This is a genomic window from Petrimonas sp. (assembly GCF_963921705.1).
GTDB lineage: Bacteria > Bacteroidota > Bacteroidia > Bacteroidales > Dysgonomonadaceae > Petrimonas > Petrimonas sulfuriphila.
In genome coordinates this window covers 2,911,759-2,933,626 of record NZ_OY997410.1, presented here as the reverse complement: position 1 = coordinate 2,933,626, position 21,868 = coordinate 2,911,759, and the positions used below count along the sequence as shown (strand labels likewise).

17 protein-coding genes and 1 tRNA gene are annotated in these 21,868 nt (G+C 42.8%); 6 read left to right on the top strand and 12 right to left on the bottom strand.

What is annotated here, in order from left to right; translation table 11 throughout:
• Nucleotides 1-43 precede the first annotated feature (43 nt).
• The 5 genes from AACM02_RS12350 to hcp all read right to left on the bottom strand — a co-directional run bounded on the left by AACM02_RS12350 (nt 44) and on the right by hcp (nt 5,346).
• Nucleotides 44-1,387, bottom strand: coding sequence for a Gfo/Idh/MocA family protein (locus AACM02_RS12350; RefSeq protein WP_286845814.1), 1,344 nt, complete (start codon nt 1,385-1,387; stop codon nt 44-46).
• A 100-nt stretch (nt 1,388-1,487) separates the two neighbouring features.
• Entirely contained in the window at nt 1,488-2,018 is a 531-nt protein-coding gene (locus AACM02_RS12345) for a DUF1858 domain-containing protein (protein ID WP_339117140.1), read from the bottom strand.
• Nucleotides 2,005-3,240, bottom strand: coding sequence for a DUF438 domain-containing protein (locus tag AACM02_RS12340; protein ID WP_339117139.1), 1,236 nt, complete (start codon nt 3,238-3,240; stop codon nt 2,005-2,007). The genes AACM02_RS12345 and AACM02_RS12340 overlap by 14 nt, the downstream gene beginning before the upstream one ends.
• A 4-nt stretch (nt 3,241-3,244) precedes the next feature.
• Nucleotides 3,245-3,535, bottom strand: a complete 291-nt coding sequence (locus AACM02_RS12335; RefSeq protein WP_332456108.1) for a cupin domain-containing protein — start codon at nt 3,533-3,535, stop codon at nt 3,245-3,247.
• A gap of 149 nt (nt 3,536-3,684) precedes the next feature.
• Nucleotides 3,685-5,346: a hydroxylamine reductase gene (gene hcp, locus AACM02_RS12330; RefSeq protein ID WP_339117459.1), complete on the bottom strand. Its 1,662-nt coding sequence runs from the start codon at nt 5,344-5,346 to the stop codon at nt 3,685-3,687.
• A 244-nt stretch (nt 5,347-5,590) separates the two neighbouring features.
• On the opposite strand from hcp, the gene AACM02_RS12325 reads away from it, so the two are divergent.
• The 3 genes from AACM02_RS12325 (at nt 5,591) to AACM02_RS12315 (ending at nt 9,169) form a co-directional block, all read left to right on the top strand.
• Nucleotides 5,591-6,253, top strand: a complete 663-nt coding sequence (locus AACM02_RS12325) for a Crp/Fnr family transcriptional regulator (RefSeq protein ID WP_214062669.1) — start codon at nt 5,591-5,593, stop codon at nt 6,251-6,253.
• 113 nt (nt 6,254-6,366) lie between these two features.
• A complete protein-coding gene (locus tag AACM02_RS12320; RefSeq protein ID WP_214062665.1) occupies nt 6,367-7,689 on the top strand; it encodes a Gfo/Idh/MocA family oxidoreductase in 1,323 nt (440 codons plus the stop codon).
• Between the two features lie 154 nt (nt 7,690-7,843).
• Entirely contained in the window at nt 7,844-9,169 is a 1,326-nt protein-coding gene (locus AACM02_RS12315) for a Gfo/Idh/MocA family protein (RefSeq protein WP_214062664.1), read from the top strand.
• 60 nt (nt 9,170-9,229) lie between these two features.
• Here AACM02_RS12315 and aspS read toward each other — a convergent pair whose 3' ends face one another.
• Complete coding sequence (gene aspS / locus AACM02_RS12310; protein ID WP_339117138.1) at nt 9,230-10,984, bottom strand: aspartate--tRNA ligase; 1,755 nt, start codon at nt 10,982-10,984, stop codon at nt 9,230-9,232.
• Between the two features lie 144 nt (nt 10,985-11,128).
• Between aspS and AACM02_RS12305 the strand changes: the two genes are divergently transcribed.
• Together AACM02_RS12305 and AACM02_RS12300 are read left to right on the top strand one after the other, a co-directional pair.
• Nucleotides 11,129-11,203 (top strand) — tRNA-Pro (locus tag AACM02_RS12305).
• Nucleotides 11,204-11,731: 528 nt separating this feature from the next.
• Complete coding sequence (locus AACM02_RS12300; RefSeq protein ID WP_339117137.1) at nt 11,732-13,462, top strand: alpha/beta hydrolase; 1,731 nt, start codon at nt 11,732-11,734, stop codon at nt 13,460-13,462.
• A gap of 285 nt (nt 13,463-13,747) precedes the next feature.
• Here the strand turns inward: AACM02_RS12300 and AACM02_RS12295 are convergent, their stop codons facing one another.
• From AACM02_RS12295 to sufB, 4 genes are all read right to left on the bottom strand, one after another.
• Entirely contained in the window at nt 13,748-15,052 is a 1,305-nt protein-coding gene (locus AACM02_RS12295; protein ID WP_339117136.1) for a glycerate kinase, read from the bottom strand.
• Nucleotides 15,053-15,061: 9 nt separating this feature from the next.
• Nucleotides 15,062-16,390 carry a GntP family permease gene (locus AACM02_RS12290; protein ID WP_339117135.1) on the bottom strand — a complete coding sequence of 443 codons (1,329 nt, stop codon included), beginning with the start codon at nt 16,388-16,390 and terminating at the stop codon, nt 15,062-15,064.
• Nucleotides 16,391-16,529: 139 nt separating this feature from the next.
• The gene (locus AACM02_RS12285; protein ID WP_339117134.1) at nt 16,530-17,417 is read right to left on the bottom strand and encodes a hypothetical protein; all 888 of its coding nucleotides are present in this window, start codon (nt 17,415-17,417) and stop codon (nt 16,530-16,532) included.
• 73 nt (nt 17,418-17,490) lie between these two features.
• Nucleotides 17,491-18,942, bottom strand: coding sequence for a Fe-S cluster assembly protein SufB (sufB, locus tag AACM02_RS12280; RefSeq protein WP_339117133.1), 1,452 nt, complete (start codon nt 18,940-18,942; stop codon nt 17,491-17,493).
• Nucleotides 18,943-19,121: 179 nt separating this feature from the next.
• On the opposite strand from sufB, the gene AACM02_RS12275 reads away from it, so the two are divergent.
• Nucleotides 19,122-19,691 carry a YceI family protein gene (locus AACM02_RS12275; protein WP_339117132.1) on the top strand — a complete coding sequence of 190 codons (570 nt, stop codon included), beginning with the start codon at nt 19,122-19,124 and terminating at the stop codon, nt 19,689-19,691.
• Nucleotides 19,692-19,714: 23 nt separating this feature from the next.
• On the opposite strand, the gene AACM02_RS12270 is transcribed toward AACM02_RS12275, so the two are convergent.
• Together AACM02_RS12270 and AACM02_RS12265 are read right to left on the bottom strand one after the other, a co-directional pair.
• Nucleotides 19,715-20,584, bottom strand: a complete 870-nt coding sequence (locus tag AACM02_RS12270; protein WP_214063570.1) for a DUF3298 and DUF4163 domain-containing protein — start codon at nt 20,582-20,584, stop codon at nt 19,715-19,717.
• Nucleotides 20,585-20,729: 145 nt separating this feature from the next.
• Entirely contained in the window at nt 20,730-21,812 is a 1,083-nt protein-coding gene (locus AACM02_RS12265) for a DUF4831 family protein (RefSeq protein ID WP_339117131.1), read from the bottom strand.
• Between the last annotated feature and the right edge of the window lie 56 nt (nt 21,813-21,868).

The following is a 21,868-nucleotide window of genomic DNA, read 5'->3' as shown; positions in this document are numbered from 1 at the left end:
GGAATGAAAGAATGAAAGAATGAGAGAATTTATAAGAATGAATTTAAAGTTTCATTTCCCAACCTTTTTGATATTTCCTGCTCCACAGTTTGCTGGCTGCACGGTTATTGATAATGTGGGCGTTGGTGGGATTTGTCTCGAATGTAGTTCTTGTGCGTTGGGCTATATTCCCTAAATGTGCCAGGGTTGTGCTGATACATCCTACGTTAATATCGGCATTAAGCGTAGACCCTTTTCTGATACCGTCCAAAAAGTTGGAAAAATGGAACGAGTCCAATTGTTGGGTGGGGTTTGTAGTATCCCCGGCCTTGAAACTCATTTCACTGGTTACCTCTTTTACAAGCTTATTCTTCAGGTCGTACACCTTGTAAGCATTTCCTCCTCCGATCACCAGGGTGCCGGATTCGCCGTAGAATGCGCAGCCTACCGAAGAGTCTTCAATATTCCGACCGTTGCAACTCCGGCCTTCCCATGTGATTAGCTTGTTGCCTCCAAATTCGAGGTTGACGATTTGTGTATCTGGAAATTCCCAGTCATCACTATAAAGGTATCTGCCTCCTGAGGAATCAACATGGGTAGGATAGGTCAAGTCCATTCCCCAACGGAGAATATCAAGAAAATGCACACCATTATTTCCAGCTTCGCCGGTACCCCAATTGTAGAACCAATGCCAGTTATAGTGGAGATAGTTGTCTTTGTAGCTGGTTACCCTTGGTGCCGGACCTTGCCACAGTTCCCAGTCAAGCCATTCCGGTACAGCCGTAACGTTTCCTGTTCCAATTGATGGCCTGTTATTTGCGTACCAGGCTTTACCGAAGTAGACTTTGCCAATGATTCCCTCTTTTATTTCCTGTACCGCTTTGATTACATTAGGCCACGATCTGCGTTGCATACCTGTTGCAGTAACTATGTTATATTTTTTCACTGCCTGCATGAGGATTTCATCCTCTGCCGGATTGTGACTGGTGGGTTTTTCCAGATAGACATTTTTGCCGGCTTTCATAGCCATCAGAGCAGCTGGCGCATGCCAATGTTCGGGTGTAGCAATGATCACGGCATCTAAATCCTTTATTTCAAGTAACTTTCTTAGGTCTTTTTCTCCCTGAGGGGTATTGCCTGCAATTTTTTTTACGTTGGTGATACATTTTTCCATGGCACGTCTGTCTACGTCGCAAACGTAAGCTATTTCGCATCCTTTTTCCCGTGCAAAACCTCCCGACAAGGCGTTACCACGTGAGTTTACACCAATAGCGCCCATTTTTATTTTCTCGTTGGCCCCGACTATGTTTTTGTAGCTTCTGGCGCTAAATCCAGGTAAAACACCCCCTATAGAAACCAGTGTTGTGCCAATGGCTGCTTTTTTGATAAATTCTCTTCTTGTAGTCATGATGATATTTTTAGAAAAACACGTTTGAATTTGACAAAAATACAAAATTAATTGGCAACGTTTTTTCTATTTACGTTTGATTATCATCAAAAAACGCAGATTACTTCATTTTCACGAAGGTTCTTACAACGCCTTCATCAGGCGCAAGCATCGTGACGCTGTAGCCTTTCTTTTGTAGCAAATCGATCAGTGGGGTGGGAGGAAACGAAGAGATAAATTCCAGACAATCTCCTTGATTCAACTTATTGGCGAGATCAAGTATTTGATCCTTAGGGTGATTTCCGGATTCGATGATGGGGCGGACATCCAACGTGTGCGTAATGGTTGCCGGGAGCATTTTTTCTGAGAAAGGGATATGAATATCTTCACTGTTTGGACAGAAACTGTTCTCAAGCGGCAATAGTCCTGCTTCCTTTCTGAGCGTATTAACCATCTCCACTATACTCACACCTCCCACTTTTGCCGCTTGCTGCAACGAGGTTACTTTTGCTACCGTTTTTCGCAATACCGGATTTTTTAATGCGGCAAAAGCAGGAGAGAAATGCTTCAAAAGCTCTTCCAGTTGCGGAAATTCTTTTAATAAATCGGCAACTTTGGTGCCGGGAGTGATGTCGGGTTTATTTGTGTTCATACGAAAGCAGTCGCTGGTCGCCTTCCAGTTTTCTCATTTGTGTGATATCTTGCGTTACTTCCACAACACCCAGATACTCCCCTTCTTTTCCGCGTACAGCCGAGTATTCGATATAGATGAACCGCCCCATGAAGTTCGACATCCAAAAAACGGCTTTGTTTTCTTTCCCGCTTTTGAAATCGGAAAGTATTTGCTCTACCACGTGCACACTTCCCGGCGGATGGCACATCCGTACATCACGTCCGATAATAGAACGGTTTCGCTCGAAAACCCTGTTGGGACTGTGTGAAAAGAAACGTACCTTATCGATTTTGTCCACAAATGTAATGTCGATGGGAAGATGTAAGAAAAGGGCTTCTAGCTCAGCGAGATTAAATGCTCCGGAGGAAAGGCGTATAGCATCGGCGGTCACGTATTCCTGTTTTTCAACCTTTGTGCCGGACGGTTGCCATTCGTCTTCCGGGTCAAAAAGGCAGTAACCTAAATTAGGCGTTTCCTGATAGACCTTGTACCATTCTTCTTCGGTTAATGTGTCCATTGCCATTGGGAACAAAATTTCCTCTTCTTTCATAATCATTCCGTCCAACATCTCAACGGCCGGAACAAGTACGAGCTGAACAAGGGATTTCATTTCTTCCACCGTTGAAACGGGTGATTCCAGCGCTTCAAAAGAACTTTTCAACAAATCCCTGATTTCGTCGTGTTTACCCCACATCACCTTTGGAGGGCCTGTGATAAGGTGTTTCTCCAAAAAGGGGAAAAGCAGGTATTCCTTCCGTTTGTAGTGTTTATCCACATCGGATAAGTTATTGAATATTGTACGAAGCTGCAGTATAAATCCCGGCAGTTGTTTTTCGCTAAGGTCAGTTACGTTATCAAACAGGCCGGCGATTTTAATTACTTCTCTTTTTAATGACTGATTTTCTTTTTTGAATGTGTCCACCGGATGCCCTGCGGGAACGGGTTTGGCACCACCCAAATCGATGCTACCGTCGAGTACAGCCGTATGCAAATCGCAAAAATCGAGAATTTCTTCCTCGGTAAGTGCGTTGCTGTTGATGAGTTCCTGTTCAACTTCCACCACTTCGTTGTATGGGATGTTGCGGAGCACTTCGATAAGTCTTTGTCGCAGCACTTCGGGGTTTTCTCCTTCGTGTAAACGGAGGAGAAGGTGTCGCAACAGTTCTTTGCGCTGCGACGAATTGTTGATTACTTCACTCATAAATTTATTGCTTAATCATTGTCAACACCATTTTAAACGGCTCAATAGCATAGAGTGCATGAGAGAACCCGGCAGGCATAATGATGCACTCACCTTTTTTCAAATGGTGAGGATTGCCGTCTATGCGGATTTCTGCCTCACCGTCCAGCAGGTATACCATCGCATCATAGGGCGAGGTGTGTTCCGTCAGTCCCTGGTCTTTATCGAAAGAAAACAATGTGACGTTTCCCGATTGCTTTTTTATAACTTGTTTGCTGACGACGCCTCCCGAAGAGTATTCAATTGAATTTTCCATCGAGAAAATTTTTGCAGGTTCAAAAGTTGCCATAATTGTTTTTTATTGATGATTGATACTGCAAAGATATTATTTAGATTGAAACTAAATTGTAACTTGAGTTACAGTTTAGAATTTTTTTGACACCTTTGGCTTTTTGAGTATCCGGGTTATTTGCACTCCACCGTTTCGAGGAGAAGTTTCATATCTTCGTCCACGCTTGTAATTCCCGTAATTCCAAAGTTGTTTACCAGTACATTCACCACGTTGGGTGAAAGGAATGCAGGGAGGGTCGGTCCAAGGTGGATGTTCTTTACTCCCAAATAGAGCAGGGCCAGCAAAACAATTACCGCCTTTTGTTCATACCAGGCAATGTTATAAGCGATGGGCAAATCGTTCAAGTCGTTTAAACCTAGGGCTTCTTTTAATGCGAGAGCGATTTTCACGAGTGAGTAGCTGTCGTTGCACTGTCCGGCGTCAAGTACACGGGGAATGCCATTGATATCACCCAACGGTAACTTGTTGTACCGGTATTTGGCACAACCGGCGGTTAAGATAACTGTATCTCCGGGCAGTTTTTGAGCGAACTCGGTATAATAGTTTCTTCCGTTCATTCTCCCGTCGCATCCTCCCATCACAAAGAATTTGCGGATGGCGCCGGACTTCACCGCTTCAACCACTTTATCAGCAAGAGCAATGACCTGATTGTGTGCGAATCCGCCTACAATCTCACCCGTTTCGATTTCTTTGGGAGCAGCACATTTTTTGGCATGTTCGATTATTGCAGAAAAGTCTTTTGGTTGTCCCTCCTTTCGGTCCCCGATATGCTTGAATCCTTCGAATCCCGATGCCCCTGTCGTATACACCCTGTCGGTATACGTAGATGATTTTCGGGGAGGGACAATGCAGTTGGTCGTAAACAGGATAATTCCGTTAAAATTCTCAAAATCTTCGGTTTGATGCCACCATGAACTCCCGTAATTGCCCACGAAGTGGCTGTATTTCTTAAATGCCGGATAATAGTTTGCCGGAAGCATTTCACTGTGCGTGTAAACATCTACTCCTGTTCCTTCGGTTTGTTTCAGCAACTCTTCCATATCCTTTAAGTCGTGTCCGCTGATGAGGATTCCCGGATTGTTACGTACGCCAAGGTTTACTTTTGTGATTTCCGGATTTCCGTAACTCGATGTGTTTGCTCTATCCAGCAATGCCATTACCTGTACACCGTATTTCCCGGTTTCGAGAACCAGTGCGGTCAACTCGTCAACTGAAAGAGAGTCGTCGGTTGTTGCTACCAGTGCACGCTGTATAAAGGCGAAGATCTCGTTTTCTTCATGACCTAGATTAAAAGCGTGCTCAGCATAAGCTGCCATTCCTTTAAGTCCGTAAATGGTGAGTTCGCGGAGTGAACGGACATCTTCATTTTTTGTAGTCAGTACACCCACTTCAAATGCTTTTTCAGTTATTTCGGCTTCAGTTTCTCCTATCCAGTGGGCGCCATCAAAGGTAATCCCGTCAATGTTCTCTCCTGCGTTGGTCAGGCGTTCCTTTGCCGCATTCCGCATTTCGAAAGCCATTAACAGGCGTGTGGTAAACCGGTTTTTGTCGAAATTGGCATTTGTGATGGTCATAAACAAGCTATCGGTAATAAATTTGTTGATCTGCGGAATTTCAATCCCATATTTTCTCAACGGAACGGTATAATGTGAAATTCCTTTGCACAAGAACAACAGCAAATCCTGAAGGTTGGCCACATCTGCGGTTTTTCCACATACTCCCTTTACGGTGCAGCCTTCGTTCTTTGCTGCTTCCTGACACTGAAAACAAAACATTTTATCCATAATACTTTTAATTTTTATTGTTTAGTGACACAAAGGTAGTCCGGAGAATCATGAACTTTTGTAACCCAGGTTACACGAGATTTTTTTAGGTAATTTTAAATAGTTTGTTGGATTTTCAGGGTGCATATGCAACCATTTGGAAGAATAACCTGCGGAACTTAACTGCTTGAGTAAATAAACGTGTTTTTTTGATTGTTTGTATGGATTTAATTATTTTTGTTTTTAAAAAAAATACATGTACAACCCAATTCTTGCTGATTGTCCACTGTTTTCCGGAATCGACGATAAAACTCTTGAGGATTTTATATCCGATACAGTATGTGAAATCCGGACTTTTCAGAAAGGAGAATACGTGGTTAGACAGGGAGACACTATCACTTTTCTGTACTTATTGACGGAAGGGATTGTGCGCACTGAAATGATTACAGCTGAGGGTAATTTGGTTGAAATTGAATTTATTGAGGCCGTTCGTCCATTAGCACCTGCATTTATTTTTTCCGACCAGCACAGGTTTCCTGTCGATGCCATTACCATGGAGAAGGCAGTTGTTTATATGATTCCAAAATCTGTTTTTCTCAAAAAAATGATGTTGAATGAAACGTTGCTGAGAAACTTTTTGAGGCTGAATTCCAATATGACGGTCTTTTTATCAGGGAAGGTCAAAATGCTTTCTATCAAGAGTCTGCGTGCGAAGTTGTCCTTATATATCCTCGAGAACACCTCTCCCGATCAGGACAGTTTTATTTTAAAAAGAACTCAGACGCAATTAGCCGAATATTTTGGTGTTCAGCGTCCGTCCCTTGCACGCACCATTGGAGAGATGATCAATGATGGTGTTATTTCTTTATACAAAAAGGAATTAAAGGTGTTAAACCGGAAAAAGCTGGAGCATTATTAAAGCATTTTTTCCACAATAAATGGACTTATATTTGAATTTATCCGTTATATTTGTAAAGTTTAAAGAAAAAAGTTATACTTAAAAAATTATACTTAAAAATTTATCTAAAAGTCATGAGTAATCAATTAACAAGAAGAAAATTTTTGAAAACGGCGGCTATCGGTGCTGTTGGTGTAGCCGTATTCCCACAGTTCGTAACGTCTTGTCAGAACAAGAAAGCCGGTGAAGTTGCCGATGGAATTATCCGTCTGGGATTTATTGGTTTAGGGCAGCAAGCCATGTATTTGCTGAACGGATTTATGGGGATGCCGGAAGTAGAAGTTGTGGCCGGATGCGACGTGTACGGTATCAAGCGGGAACGATTTCTGAAGCGCGTAAACGATCACAATGTCACACAGCAGAAATCTGTAGCCGTAGAGGTGTATGAGAACTATAAGGACTTGATCGCACGAGAGGATATCGATGCGGTTGTGATTGCTACGCCCGATCACTGGCACGCGTTTATTGCCATAGCAGCATGTAATGCCAAGAAAAACGTCTATCTCGAAAAACCGTTAACATTTACTATAAAGGAAGGCCAGGAATTGGTAAAAGCAGTAAGAAACAACGGAGTAATTCTTGCTGTTGGCAGCCAACAGCGTTCAGATCCTAATTTCCAGCACGCTGTAAAAATGGTACAAGAAGGAAAAATTGGAAAAATAGAAAAAGTAAATGCTTACGTAGGCGCTCCCCCAACACCGTATGATCTTCCCGAAGAGTCCGTTCCGGCCGACTTGAACTGGCCATTGTGGTTGGGCCCCTCTGAATTTGTGCACTACAACTCGCAACTTAACCCGCCTATCTCGCTTGATCCCGAGCAAAAAGAACAGTTCTGGGGAGCATGGCGCTGGTACAAAGAGCTAGGGGGTGGATTCACTACCGACTGGGGTGCCCATATGTTTGATATTGCACAATGGGGATTAGGCATGGACAATAGTGGTCCGGTGGAAATTATTCCCGCAGGATATCAAGATACAAAATTTCTCACGTACAAATATGCTGATGGCGCTGTAATGACTGAAGAACCCTTCGACGAAAAACAAACAAAAGGTGTGAAGTTTTGGGGTGATAAAGGTTGGATTGAAGTATCGAGGGGGCACTACTTAGCTTCGGATGACAGTTTGTTACCTCCTAAAGTTGAAGAAACAGGAGGTGCATATGAAACGAAAGTCCCGCATTTGGAAAATTTCATCAATGCTGTAAAAACGAAAACCGATCCGGTTGTGCCGGTTGAAATCGGACATCGCAGTTGTACAGTATGTACGCTCGGAAACATCGCTTACGACATGAAGCGCCCGATAAAATGGGATCCTGCCACAGAAAAATTTGTAGATGATCCGGAAGCGGATAAAAACAGGTTGTTTAATAAAACCTATACTGAAGGTTATATCCTTTAAAAGAAGCAATTTATGGCGTGAGGGTGTTCTTTAAGGAATACCCTCATCATTTTTCCTGCTGATCCATGTTTACATACCATTTTGAATAAAATCCAGACAAGTCGAAAGACTGGTGTCGGGTGTTAAATTAACTTATATTTATTTATCTAAAGTCATGAGTAATCAATTAACAAGGAGAAAATTTATTAAATCAGCAGCCGTTGGAGTGGTTGGTGTAACGGTGCTTCCCCAGTTTTTGGCTTCCTGCAACTCAAACAAAAAATCGGGAAATGAGAAGATTGACGATGGTATCACTCGTTTAGGGTTCATCGGTTTAGGTCAGCAGGGTATAGGCCTGTTGGGTGCATTTCTGACTATTTCAGGAGTGGAGGTTGTAGCAGGAAGTGATGTATACGGTATTAAGCGGGAACGTTTTCTAAAACGGTTGAACGATCATTATGGATCGCAGCAAAAAACTGTTTCAGTGGATGTTTATGAAAATTACAAAGATCTTCTGGCTCGCGATGATATTGATGCCGTTGTGATTGCCACACCCGATCATTGGCACGCTTTTATTGCCATTGATGCTTGTAAAGCAAAGAAACACATTTATCTGGAAAAACCGTTAACATTTACGATAAAAGAGGGTCAGGAACTGGTCAAGGCCGTACGCGAAAATAATGTAATTCTTGGTGTAGGCAGCCAGCAACGTTCGGATCCGAATTTTCAACATGCTGTGAAAATGGTTCAGGAAGGGAAGATCGGGAAAGTTGAGAAAGTGAATGCTTATGTAGGCCCTGGACCACATCCGTATGATCTGCCGGAAGAACCTGTACCTGCCGATTTGAATTGGAAAATGTGGCTAGGCCCGTTGGAGTATTTTCATTACAATTCCCGGTTGAATCCACCCATCTCGCTTGATCCGGAGCAGAATGAAAGTTATTGGGCTGAATGGCGTTACAACAAGGGATTAGGCGGAGGATACACTACCGACTGGGGAGCGCACAACTTCGATATCGCTCAATGGGGTATCGGGATGGATAAGAGCGGTCCAGTTGAAATCATTCCCGCCGGTTACGCGGGCACGGAATTTCTCACGTTCAAATACGATAATGGAGTAGTTGTGACCAACGAGCCGTTTGACGAGGAAAAAACATTGGGAATTAAGTTCTGGGGAGATAAAGGCTGGATTGAAGTTTCGAGACAATTCTATCATGCTTCCGATGAAAGTCTGATGCCTCCTAAGGCAGAAACTCAGGGAGGAAGATATGAAACGAGAGTTCCACATAATCAGAACTTTATCGATGCCGTAAAGTCAAATATTGATCCCATTGTCCCGGTAGAGATTGGGCACAGCACGTGTACTACGTGCAATCTAGGCAATATTGCCATTGAACTGAAACGTCCGGTTAAATGGGATCCGCAAACTCAAACATTTGTAGATGACCCCGAAGCGACAAAATACCTCACGAAAACATACAGTGAAGGGTTTTCGATCTGATATTAAAAAAGCTGCCAAAATTTTTTTGGCAGCTTTTTTAATATTATTGTTCGCCAAAACTTATTTTTCTTTTTCTACGATAATCAAGCCCAGTTCATCCAGCTGCTCTTTTTCAATGCGCGAGGGGGCATCGATCATAACGTCGCGTCCGGAATTGTTTTTCGGGAAAGCGATGCAGTCGCGAATACTATCGAGCCCGGCAAAGAGTGAAACCAGCCTGTCCAGGCCGAAGGCTATCCCTCCGTGTGGCGGCGCCCCGTACTTGAAGGCGTTCATCAGAAATCCGAATTGTTCCTGGGCGCGTTCTTCGGTAAAACCAAGAACCGAAAACATTTTCTTTTGCAGCGCGCTGTCATGGATACGGATAGATCCGCCACCAACTTCCACGCCATTGATTACTAAATCGTAAGCGTTGGCGCGAACAGCTCCCGGATCTGAATCAAGCAGTGCGATATCTTCCGGTTTGGGGGAGGTAAAGGGATGATGCTTGGCGAAAAACCGGTTCAACTCTTCGTCTTTTTCCAGCAAAGGAAAATCTACTACCCAAAGGCATTTGTAATTGTTTTTGTCTCGTAATCCTAGGCGGGCACCCATTTCGAGACGAAGTTCAGAGAGCTGCTTCTGTGTTTTCTCGGTTTCTCCACTTAACACAAGAAGCAGGTCTCCGGGTTTGGCGTTGCAACGTTCCGCCCACAATTTCAAATCGCTTTCGAAGAAGAATTTATCTACCGATGATTTTAAGGTTGCATCTTCGTTGTAACGAACATAGATTAACCCTTTGGCTCCGATCTGCGGTCGCTTCACAAAATCCGTCAACTCGTCGAGTTGTTTGCGGGTGTATGCAGCGCATCCCTGAGCACAAATGGCACCGACGTATTCCGATGAGTCGAAGACACCAAAACCCCGGCCGGTTGTCAAATCCTTTATTTCCACAAACTTCATGTCGAAACGGATATCGGGCTTGTCCGATCCGTATTGCCGCATGGCATCGGCGTAGCTCATCCGCGGAAAATCGGGAAGCTCAATTCCTTTCTGCGTTTTAAAAAGATGTTTCGTCAGTCCCTCAAACATATTCAGCACGTCTTCCTGCTCAACGAACGACATTTCACAATCGATTTGTGTAAATTCCGGTTGGCGGTCGGCGCGCAGGTCCTCATCCCGAAAGCATTTCACGATCTGGAAATAACGATCGAATCCCGAAACCATCAGTAGCTGCTTAAAGAGCTGCGGCGATTGTGGCAGCGCGTAAAACTCTCCCTGGTTCATACGCGATGGTACAATGAAATCGCGTGCACCTTCCGGAGTAGAACCGATAAGCACGGGAGTTTCTACTTCCAGAAAGTCTCTTTCATCGAGATACTTTCGTGCCTCGAACGCCATTTTGTGACGGAGTTCAAGGTTTTTTCTAACTATGCTGCGTCGTAAATCGAGGTAGCGGTATTTCATGCGTAAATCATCACCCCCATCAGTTTCTGTTTCGATGGTGAAAGGAGGCGTTTGTGCTGCGTTTAAAACAGTCACAGCCGTTGCTACTATTTCAATATCTCCGGTAGGTATGTTTTGATTCTTGCTTGATCTTTCTGCTACTTTTCCCGTCACCTGAATTACATATTCACGTGCCAGTTTATTTGCCTGTTCGCAAAGCTCGCGGTCTATCTCCTGGTTAAACGATAATTGAGTGACTCCGTATCGGTCGCGTAAGTCAATAAAAGTCATACCTCCCATTTTACGAATTTTGTGCACCCAGCCCGAAAGGGTGACCTCCTTATTTATGTCGGCGATTCGTAATTCGCCACAAGTCCTGTTTCTATACATATATTTTGCTCGTTTGCCATGTTTGAATTGCAAATTTACACATTTCTAACGTTGAAACCGCTTATCGATTAAAAAAAGCTGAAAAGTTTTGATATTATCGGGATAAAATCGTACTTTTGCACCCACGTTTTGAAAAGAACGACTCGGGGTGTAGCACAGTCCGGTTAGTGTACCTGCTTTGGGAGCAGGGGGTCGCGAGTTCGAATCCCGCCACCCCGACTTAAAAATGAGGGAGTTACAGTTAATATTGTAACTCCCTTAATTTTTGATTGAAATACAGTTGAAACATTTAGTTTCCAGTTTTCGCTATATTAACTACTATGAAATACATACTTTAATCTTTCCTGATTTTTTTAATGGAGGTGTGATGAAGTGCTATACTTCACATTAGCTGCAAAACTATTCTACTTTCTGTTATTTATTATTAAATGGGTTAGTGAATTAATATCCATAAGTTTACATGCATCACTGATTTTTTGGTTATGTTCAAATCTGCACTACTTGGAGTTAAGTTACCAGAAGGATAATTATGTATCAAAACTATCGATGACGATGCTTATTCAATGAGACTGCCATAAGAAAAAATAAATCTCTGCTAGCATAAAACCGTAGTGGTATGACAAAAGTAAAAAGTTTTTTTTGAATTTCTTTATTTTAGCTTACTCCTTTTTGAAACTTAAAGCCTTGTAGCTTCAACGAATTTACGTACTTTTGTATACGTTACTTTATCTTAAATAATATTCAGCTATGAGAAAAATGGCATGCTTATTAACTTTGTTTATTAGTATAAGTTTATTTGCTAGTGAAAGAGTTCCTATTTGGCCAAAGGATAAAATGCCACATAGGCAAGATCATCAGATTGCAGCCATGGTAGACGAGGCTGGGAAAAAAGATTTTAATGCAGACAAGAATCGGGTAGCTTACCTGGAATGGTTTGATGCCCCCCCTAAGGAAGTACGTAATGGAGGATGTATGATTCTTATTTCTGGCGGTTCTTACGAGTCCTGTTGTGATGTAGAACTCATTAAACTATGGAATAAAACATTTACTCAATTAGGGTTTCAATGTATAAACTTTGTGTATAGGACGCCTAGGCCTGTGGGGCTTCCTATTTATCAAACTGCATGGGAAGATGGACAACGTGCCGTACGTAAAGTACGGAGTGAAGCTAAAAAACGTGGATTTGATCCAGAAAAAATAGGAGTTATATCCATGTCAGCAGGTTCACATTTAGCTTTATTGCTAGCGACTAGTTCACAAACATCGGCTTATGAAAAAGTGGACCCAATTGACGAACTACCTTGCAACATTAATTGGGCGATTATTAATGCTCCAGCCTATGGTACTACCGATGCAGAAACAGGTATACCTGCTAGCCGACAAGGATATGGAACGGATGTGAATTTGAGTAATGTTTTTAAATTTGATGAACGTACCTGTCCGATGAGTCTTCATCACGGAGGAACTGATATTTATGCTTCACAGACCTCGACATTGGTTTACCGCCAACTCAGACGAATGAATATTCCTGCCGAATTACATCTATATGCGGATAAGGGACATGGCGCTTTTGGACTAGAAAGAGGAGTTGAATTTATGCGCCAAATGGGATATATGGGTAAGCTAGCTGGGGAAGAAGAATTGATGAAGCGATATGCTTCCGATGATAGTCGTACCGATTATTTTAAGATGAATATTTGGCCAGAGGGAAAAACACCAGATATTCAACCGAATCAATGCACACCTTATTTAGAATGGCATACACCAAAAAACCTAAAGATAAAAGCGATACAAATTATCTACTCGGGCGGAAGTTATGAAGGCAACGACCCAGATGGTTTTGAAGTGGCTCCTGCCCGTCGCTATCTAAATGAAATGGGAATGACAGTAGTAACCTTAAAGTATCGTACACCTAGACCTACTACAGGGTTATCTAAACATACCACAGCTTGGCAAGACTTGCAGCGTGCCATCAAAATCGTACGAAGCGAAGCGTCTAAACGCGGGCTTGATCCAGAACGAATAGGTATTATGGGTAGTTCTGCAGGTGGGCATTTAACTTTGATGGGGGTTACTTCGTCTTTGCATCAGTCTTATTTGCCTATTGACGAAATTGATAAATTTCCTTGTAATGTACAATGGGGAATTGGTATTTATCCTGCATATGCGCTAACCGATGGCTCGGAGCAACCCAATATAGATAAAGGCAATGAAGATAGTGCCGTTCTCGTTCCAGAATTCTCTTTCGATTTAAAAACGGCTCCTATGCTATTTGTACACGGAGATGCTGACGGATGGGCTGCTATGAACTCAGTAAAGACTTGGGAAAAGATGCAACAGATGGGAATTCAAAGCGAACTTCATACCTTAGCTACTCGTGACCACTGTTTCCAGCTTAAAGCATCTCCAGGAACAGGGAGCTATACATACCTGGAACGTATTTGGGAATTTCTTTCCTCAAAAGGTTTTAATAAATAATAGTTTAGTGTATCTCTTCAAACTAAAGTTTATCAGTGGAATTACTAACTTAGCCGGGACACAGGGTTAAGCCTAAAAGCTTATTTTTGTGTAGTCAGAGAAGTCAGGTAACACATTTTGTCCGGAGTATCCAATGTGCTTGTATATATTTGAATATATTGAATCCCGGGGTAATCATAAAGGGAGATTCTCATCATTGGGGAACTTAACCATTGATGAATTTTGGAATCAGTTGATTCCCTGTCGATTCAATTTTATGGGCTTGTCGTACAAATTTAAACAAAATTATTGAACAATTGCCACAATTATATCCATCACGTTTGTACCTGTATTTCCGGTGATGATATGCCCTCCAACTTGTTGAAAAAAACGATAGGAGTCGCAATTGGTGAGGTAATGGTTCGGGTCGATACCCTTCTCTACAGCCTTGGTCGCGGTTTCGTAATCCACAACTGCCCCTGCTGCGTCTGTAGGCCCGTCTGTACCGTCGGTGCCCGCACAAAGAATAGTGATGTTTTTTTTACAACAGATTTTTGTTGCTAAATACAAGGCCAGGTGTTGGTTACGCCCACCTAGTCCCTTCCCCGAAACTTTTACTGTGGGCTCTCCGCCGAATAGCAGGCAAACGGGTTTGTTACCGGTGGGCTTCTGATTATCGATTGTTTTCAGAATAAAATTGGCGGTTTCGGTGACATCCTCCTGTATACTGTCGGTTACTGTATGCGTTTCAAAGCCCAGTTCCATCGCCTTTTTTGCGGAGCTTTCGAGAGCGATACCATTACTACCGATAATGTAGTTGTGCACATTTTGAAAAACCGGATTGTCCGGTTTGGGAGTATCTGCAATTGAACCGTCTGCACCTTCGAGTAAATAATGCAACACAGACGAGGGAAGCCGGTTTTGTAGCGAATACTTATCAATAATAGTCAGTGCATCCGCAAAACTACTTGAATCACCCACAGTTGGCCCAGACGCAATCACGTCCAGCCTATCACCGACCACATCCGATAATATCAGGCACACCGTTGTTGCCGGAAAGAGTATCCGGGCGAGTTGACCTCCTTTAATTTTTGATAAATGCTTACGTACCGTATTAATTTCGGTAATATTCGCGCCGCATTTGGTCAGCAATTCATTGGTGCGTTTTAAATCATCGAGAGTTACACCTTCCGGGAAATCGGCCATTAAAGCCGATGCTCCTCCGGATATCAGGCAGATAACCAGGTCATCTTCGGTTGCTTTTCGGGCGATATTAACTATTTTTTGAGTACCTTTTACCCCCTCCGCATCGGGTATAGGATGACCAGCTTCGGTAAGTGTCAGGTAGTTCAGGTTCATTCCGTGTCCATACTTGGTGACAACGTGACCGTTTGTTATTTTGTCGCCTAAAACTTTTTCCACCCCCCTAGACATTGAGGCGGCTGCTTTACCGGCAGCTAAAACATAAATGTGCCTGAAACGGGATAACGGGAATCTCTTTTCTGCGACTTGCAATAGATCTCCGGAGAGTTTCACCTGTGATTGCATCAGCTTCTCAGGCAAGACACCGTTCACTCCGGCAAAAAATATCAGTTCGGCAATTTTTTTCATCTTTTCCGGTTACAACATGAAGAGCGAAGTCAGCCACACGCAAAGAAACGTTACAATTCCCATCACAACGGTGGCTGATGAGTATACCTTCAGCGCTGTATTTGAGCCGATTCCCGAGAACCGGGAAACCACCCAGAAGTAAGAATCATTGGCATGTGATACCATCATCGAACCTGCACCCATCGAGATCATTGCCAAAAGTTTTCCTGGTTCAGAGTCAAGTCCCAAAGCGGGTAGCATTGGTACAACGAAAGATGCAGCCGTGATAATTGCCACGGTAGAAGAACCTTGCGCCGTTTTTAAAATTGATGCTATGAGAAACGGAACGGCAAGTCCCAATCCCGTTTGCAGCAAAAACTCGCCCGCATAAGCGCCCACCCCGGTTTCCTTGATCACCAGCCCGAACATTCCTCCTGCACCGGTAACGATCAGTATCGGTCCAGCTTTTTCAATGGCAGATTCTAGGACTATATTGATATTTTTTATTGCCCTGTTTTTTAGTAGAAACAACGATAGCAATACCCCAATCATCAGTGAAACGATAGGTTGTCCGAGAAAAGCCAATCCTTTTAGTATAAAGTTGACATTGGAAATATCCAGTACGGTTAGCAACGAGCCGGTTGCTATAAGCAAAAGCGGTGTAACGATAGGTAACAAGGAAAGGTGAACCGGAGGAAGTTGTTCATTGCTCCGGATTTCATGATGAGAATTTTCGGTTTCTGTGTAAATGTCGTTTCGGGTTTGCCATTTAATCCACAAAAAGGCGGCCAAAGCTGCAGGAATAGCAAACAGTGCTCCCAAGACGATCAGCATACCCAGGTTGGCACCCAGAATCCCGGAGGCGGCCAAAGCACCGGGATGGGTGGGAGTGAGGCAATGAACTGAATAGAGCGAAGTCGCCAGTACAAATGCAATAAAAGGCAGCGCGACTTTGGCTTTGGAACTGAATGACTTTGCCAGTCCGCTCATAATGATATATCCAGAATCACAAAAAATGGGCAATCCTACAATGAACCCCGTGATTCCCATTGCCGAGGCAGCGTTCCGGTGTCCTGTCTTCGATAAAATATAATTGGCGATGCTGGCTGCACCACCGGTTTTTTCCAATACCACAGCAATGATTGCTCCAAAAATGATAAGAAATCCGATGGATGATACGGTGTTGCCGAAGCCCTGTTTAAGAATTTCCACGATGTCTTTACCTGGTAGTGCGATAACCGCAAGCAGTAAAGACACCATGAACAACGATGCAAATGCGTTGAGCTTTGTGACGGATGTAAGGATTACAATCAGTACGATGCTCAGCAGTACAAGAACGGAAATGGTAAGGATGCTCATGTGTATTTTTAGGTTTTTTACTGGCTTTCCGGTAAGAATTTTTCAGATTTTTTTGTTTAAACAGCTAATAACAGAGGTAAAATAAATATATTTTATGTGTTTATTTTAACGATCTTGTTTTATTGCGACCGTGAAATAGTTATCGGCGGGAATCAGAACTCCTTCCTGAAGTTGTTTTCTCTCTGTTTCGTGTTGACGTTCCTTCACTCCTTGTTGAAGAACTACGCCCACTTGTGTTCCCGCGCATTTGTGGCTGAACTTTCACCGGTTGTCCGATTTCTCCGCCGTAGTAATTCGTTTCTTCGGAACGTCTGGTACTCGTGCGCTGAGTATCGGGTGCCGCCTGTCGGGAAGGCGTTTGCGTGGTACCCGACCGGGATGTGACCATTCTTCCTTCGTCAGCGTTGCCAATTTGTCTGAGTTCTTCAGGCGAAACGGCAGTACGTTGTGCTACCCGGCGGGTAACTTCTTGCTGCACACGCCGGTCGTCGGTTGAGTATTTGAATTTACGCCCTTCGCGGATACTTCTGTCGCCCCACTCGCGTGCGCGGTTTCGTTCTGCTTCTCGCCAATATACTGCCCTGCGCCCGTTTTCGTTGTATCCCCTTACGTACGGGATATTGCTGAAGTCGTAATAATCAATGTAATAATAGCGTGGATAGTGCGAATTGTAATAGTGATGATGCATCCAGGGGGTGTACACACTGCGGTTGACGATTACAATAAATGCATTATTCAGGTTGAATGCAGCGTAAATGGGCGGAAGCGTTGGTACGAAAAGCCAACGTCCGTTATTGAGATATACGAAATTGCGTGTGCCCAGATCGTAGTACGTTTCAATGTCGGGAAAATAGTAATAGCGCGTTCCAAAGTAATAATCGGGCGCCCATGCCGGATTGTAGTCGTAATAATTGTCGTAGTAATTGTTCTCCGCTGCCCCGTAATAGGAAGTTCCACAGCTTGTGAAACATAGAACCGTGATAAGTGCTATGAGAACGGTTGTTAATTTTGTAATAGCATTTTGCATTTCAGTGTCGGCTTTAAATAGTTATACAGCTAATTAACTTGTCTTCAATCCACAACCCATACATACCCGGAGATTAACCTACACTGCCTTCCAAACTGATCTGCAGCAGCTTTTGCGCTTCCACGGCAAACTCCATAGGAAGTTTATTTACTACTTCTTTCACATATCCGTTCACGATTAATCCTATGGCTTCTTCTTCTCCTAAACCGCGCTGATTGCAGTAAAAAATCTGATCTTCACTGATTTTTGAAGTAGTGGCTTCGTGTTCCAAAATCGCTGAGGGGTTTTGGATGTCGGTATAAGGAAAAGTGTGGGCTCCGCAATGATCGGTAAGTAACAAACTGTCGCATTGTGAGTGGTTTCTTGCGTTGATCGCTTTTTTAGAAACCTTCACCAATCCCCGGTAGCTGTTTTGACTGCTTCCCGCTGAAATTCCTTTGGAGACGATGCGGCTGCGGGTATTTTTGCCCAGGTGGATCATTTTTGTTCCTGTGTCGGCCTGTTGGAAGTTGTTGGTAACGGCAACTGAATAAAACTCCCCTACGGAGTTGTCTCCTGCCATGATACACGAGGGATATTTCCAGGTAATTGCTGAACCAGTTTCAACCTGTGTCCAGGAAATCTTTGAATTATTGCCTTTGCAGATACCGCGTTTCGTAACGAAGTTATAAACTCCGCCCTTACCGTTTTTATCACCCGGATACCAGTTTTGTACCGTCGAATATTTTACTTCGGCATTCTCAAGGGCAATGATCTCCACCACTGCCGCATGCAGCTGATTTTCGTCACGCATGGGGGCCGTGCATCCTTCCAGATAACTTACGTATGAATTGTCGTCAGCAACAATAAGCGTACGTTCAAACTGGCCTGTGTTTTGCGCATTTATACGGAAATAGGTAGATAATTCCATCGGGCAACGAACTCCTTTCGGGACATACACGAAAGAGCCGTCGCTGAAAACGGCAGAGTTTAATGCTGCATAGAAGTTGTCCTTGTAAGGAACCACGGTAGCCAGGTATTTTTTCACCAGGTCGGGGTGGTTTTTCACGGCTTCACTGAAGGAGCTGAATATAATTCCTTTTTCAGCAAGGACCTCCTTGAAAGTCGTTTTTATGGAGACACTATCCATAACGGCATCTACGGCCACGCCGGTCAGCTGTTTTTGTTCGTTGAGCGGAATACCTAATCGTTCAAATGTTTTCAACAACTCCGGATCTACTTCCTCCAACGATTTTGGAGTCTTTTTTTGAGTCGGATCTGCGTAGTAAATAATTTCCTGAAAATCTATTTCCGGGATATTTAACTGCGCCCAGTCGGGCAGTTTCATTGTCAGCCAATGACGATATGCTTTTAACCGGAATTCCAGTAACCATTCCGGCTCATTTTTTTTCGAAGAAATTAACCGGACAACGTCTTCATTCAGCCCTTTTTCAATTGTATATGTTTCAACGTCCGTGACGAATCCGTATTTGTAATCTTGTGTTGTTAAGTCGGTTAATATCTGATCTTGATCTAATTCCTGCATGATAAATATTGATTATCGATCGCTGTGATCGGTTCTTAATAAAGAAGAGAGCCCAATTCCCCCTCCATGGATAAACAAACTTTGTATGGATTTGTTTACGCAAAATTACATCAATTTCTGAACAAAACCTGTGGTAGGTGGGTTAAAAGGTGGAATTAAATTAAAAAAGGAATAAAACGATGAAAAAAACAGGTTTAACATTTTTAGTATTGTTTTTTATGTTCGGCTTAATGGCCCAAACGAGATATTTGGTGGATAAAGCACATTCTTCCGTCAATTTTAAAGTGAAACATAACGGAATATCTTTTGTCAACGGCAGTTTTAATTCTTTCGAAGGATTTATAGAAGGGAATTTAAACAGCCTGGAGAATGCCAATATTGAGTTTACGGTTGATGCGGAAAGTATTGATACCCGGATTGAGCCGCGTGATAAGCATTTGCGTAGTGCGGATTTTTTCGATGTGGAAAAGTATCCAAAAATGAGTTTTAAAAGTACAGACATCGAGAAAACCGGCGACAAGAAATACAAATTAAACGGTTTGCTTACCGTCAAAGATGTAACAAAACCCGTTACGTTTGAGGTTAAATACGGTGGAAAAATTGTGGGCAGAGACGGTAAGGATATTATCGGCTTTACGGCTAAAAACAGTATCAACCGGTTGGATTATAACGTAGCTTACGATCCTGATTCCAAGGCGATTGCAAAAGATGTAGATCTTGTTCTTTATATGGAGTTTGTCGCCAATTAACTGAATCTTTCAAAAAACTCGGGTCAGCGATGACCTGAGTTTAAAAAGAATTTTTGTGTAACGTTTTCCGGTTTGAGGATAGCCGACAAATCCCCGTAGGGAATGTCAACATTAATTACGCCCATTGAGTAGGGTGCAATCTCGTATTGATTAAATGAGTAGTGAATCCCTTCATGGTCCAGCCAAAAGTTGTTGTTCGGAAAAACTTCGTCCAGATTAAAAAAACCTAAGCTGATTAAGGAATCAGGAACGCTGACATTGTATTGATCCATCAATCTGTTAATTATGATTTCTGCGAGTGGCTTTTTATAATTGGACACAAAGATGTCCTCTTCCGAAACAGTAACCAATTCACCCAGATCGATGTTCGTATAAGTAATTCTGTACGAGCCGTGTGCACCACCGGTATAATCACTATATTCTATAGCGTAACTCAGCAGTGAATCGTTTTGAAACATCACTTTATTGGTGTTGTACATATAATACCAGTACCACATAGGTATCTCACCTTTTGGAAGTCGGCTCTTTTCGGAATAATAGGTGTTTGACAGCGACTTATATTCCTCTTTGTAACCGGAAACATATGCCTTAACAGCTTCTTGCGGAGAAAGGGTGTCGAGGTGGAGGCTGTTGAAAAATGTACCGATAAAGATTTGTTGCAAACGGGCAAGGTCTTCCTTGTTGCCAAACTTTACCGGATAAGTAAAGCTTATTTTAACATCGGCAAAAGGCAATGTTGTGTCGTTCGTTTCGAGTAGGGGTATCTGGTCTTTAATCACGATACTGTCAAAAACTATTTTTGTGGAAATTTGTGCGGTCTTTTTGCAGGAAAACAATGTGCACAAAAGTAAGAAAAACAAAATAGCAACGGGAAGAAAAATATTTTTTCTCATATCTAAATTATTTGTTGGGACTGCCAATAAAAATTCTTACCCTGCAGTCTCTGGTTTTCCACCTTTATATCCATGCGTCAGGTCTGAACAAAATACCTTTTTCCGGCAATGTCCTTGACGCCGGCAGGATGAATAGGGTGTCTGATTACTGAATAATCTGTTTTATGGCACCCAGATCGGGATAGAAAACTACCTTAATGGGTTGTTTCATATTGTCGAACATTTTTTTGGCAAGTACATCCTTTGTGCCAAACTGAACGATATCTGTTTCCATATTTTTCAACGTTTTGTTCCTGAACTCCAGTGTGAGTTGCGCTTTTCCTGGAACATTATACACTACTCCTTCGGAGAGTTTTTTTGCGAGGCGTTCTTTATCTTTGTCGGAAAGAATGGTCTCTACTTTCTGTGTTTTACTTCTCAGTGTCAGGTAAATGGGAGCCCCGGCAAGATTATCAGCATCCACAGGACCAAGTTTTTCGGAAAACCTGCCAATAATCCTTTTATCAATATCTTTTTCTGTGGGGATAACCACAATTTCTTTGGTGAAATATTCAGTTTGTGTACTTCCCGAAAACATTTCAGTCAATGCTTTTTCCTGATTGTTTATTTGCTCCATAACTACTTTGTAGGCTTCACCGTCGGGCGGCATATTATCGGCTTCGCCGATCAGGATATCGTTTCGGCTTCGCCGTAGCTCAAAAATCTGTTTCGAGACCAATTCTGCCTGCTTGGCTGTTGAACCCGCCATCAGCGTTTCTTCCGACAAAAACCTTCTCGAGTTTAGCGGAGCGGGAGATGGCTCAGGAACGTCGAAAGAAGGTGTTTTTTCTGATTCAGGGTCTGTGTTTATGGTAGAAATCAGTCCGTCTTGTGTGAGATGAACGTAAGGCGCGATTGAGTTAGGCCTGAAGATTACCATAAACGAATTATCCTTGTCGGCGACTCCTCGGTTCGTTACCATTACATCTTCAAGTGTAAATTCGGTTCTGCTTTCGGTGATAGGATCAATACTCAAGTATCGTTGTGCGAACTGATAAAACTCACCGCGATTGTAAACCGTTTTTTTTACTTTCAGCGTTACCACCAGAGATGTTTTCGGCAATGAATAGATTACCCCGTAGTCGTTGGCTTTGATGGCATTCATTCTCACGGTTTGCTGAGCCTGCATGCTAACTGCAGGGAGTAAAACAATTAAAGCGGACAATACAAGACGTTTTATTTTTATCATATCATTTATTGTTTTATGATATTCAATTGTTTAGTTGAATAGTTTCCCGACACTAC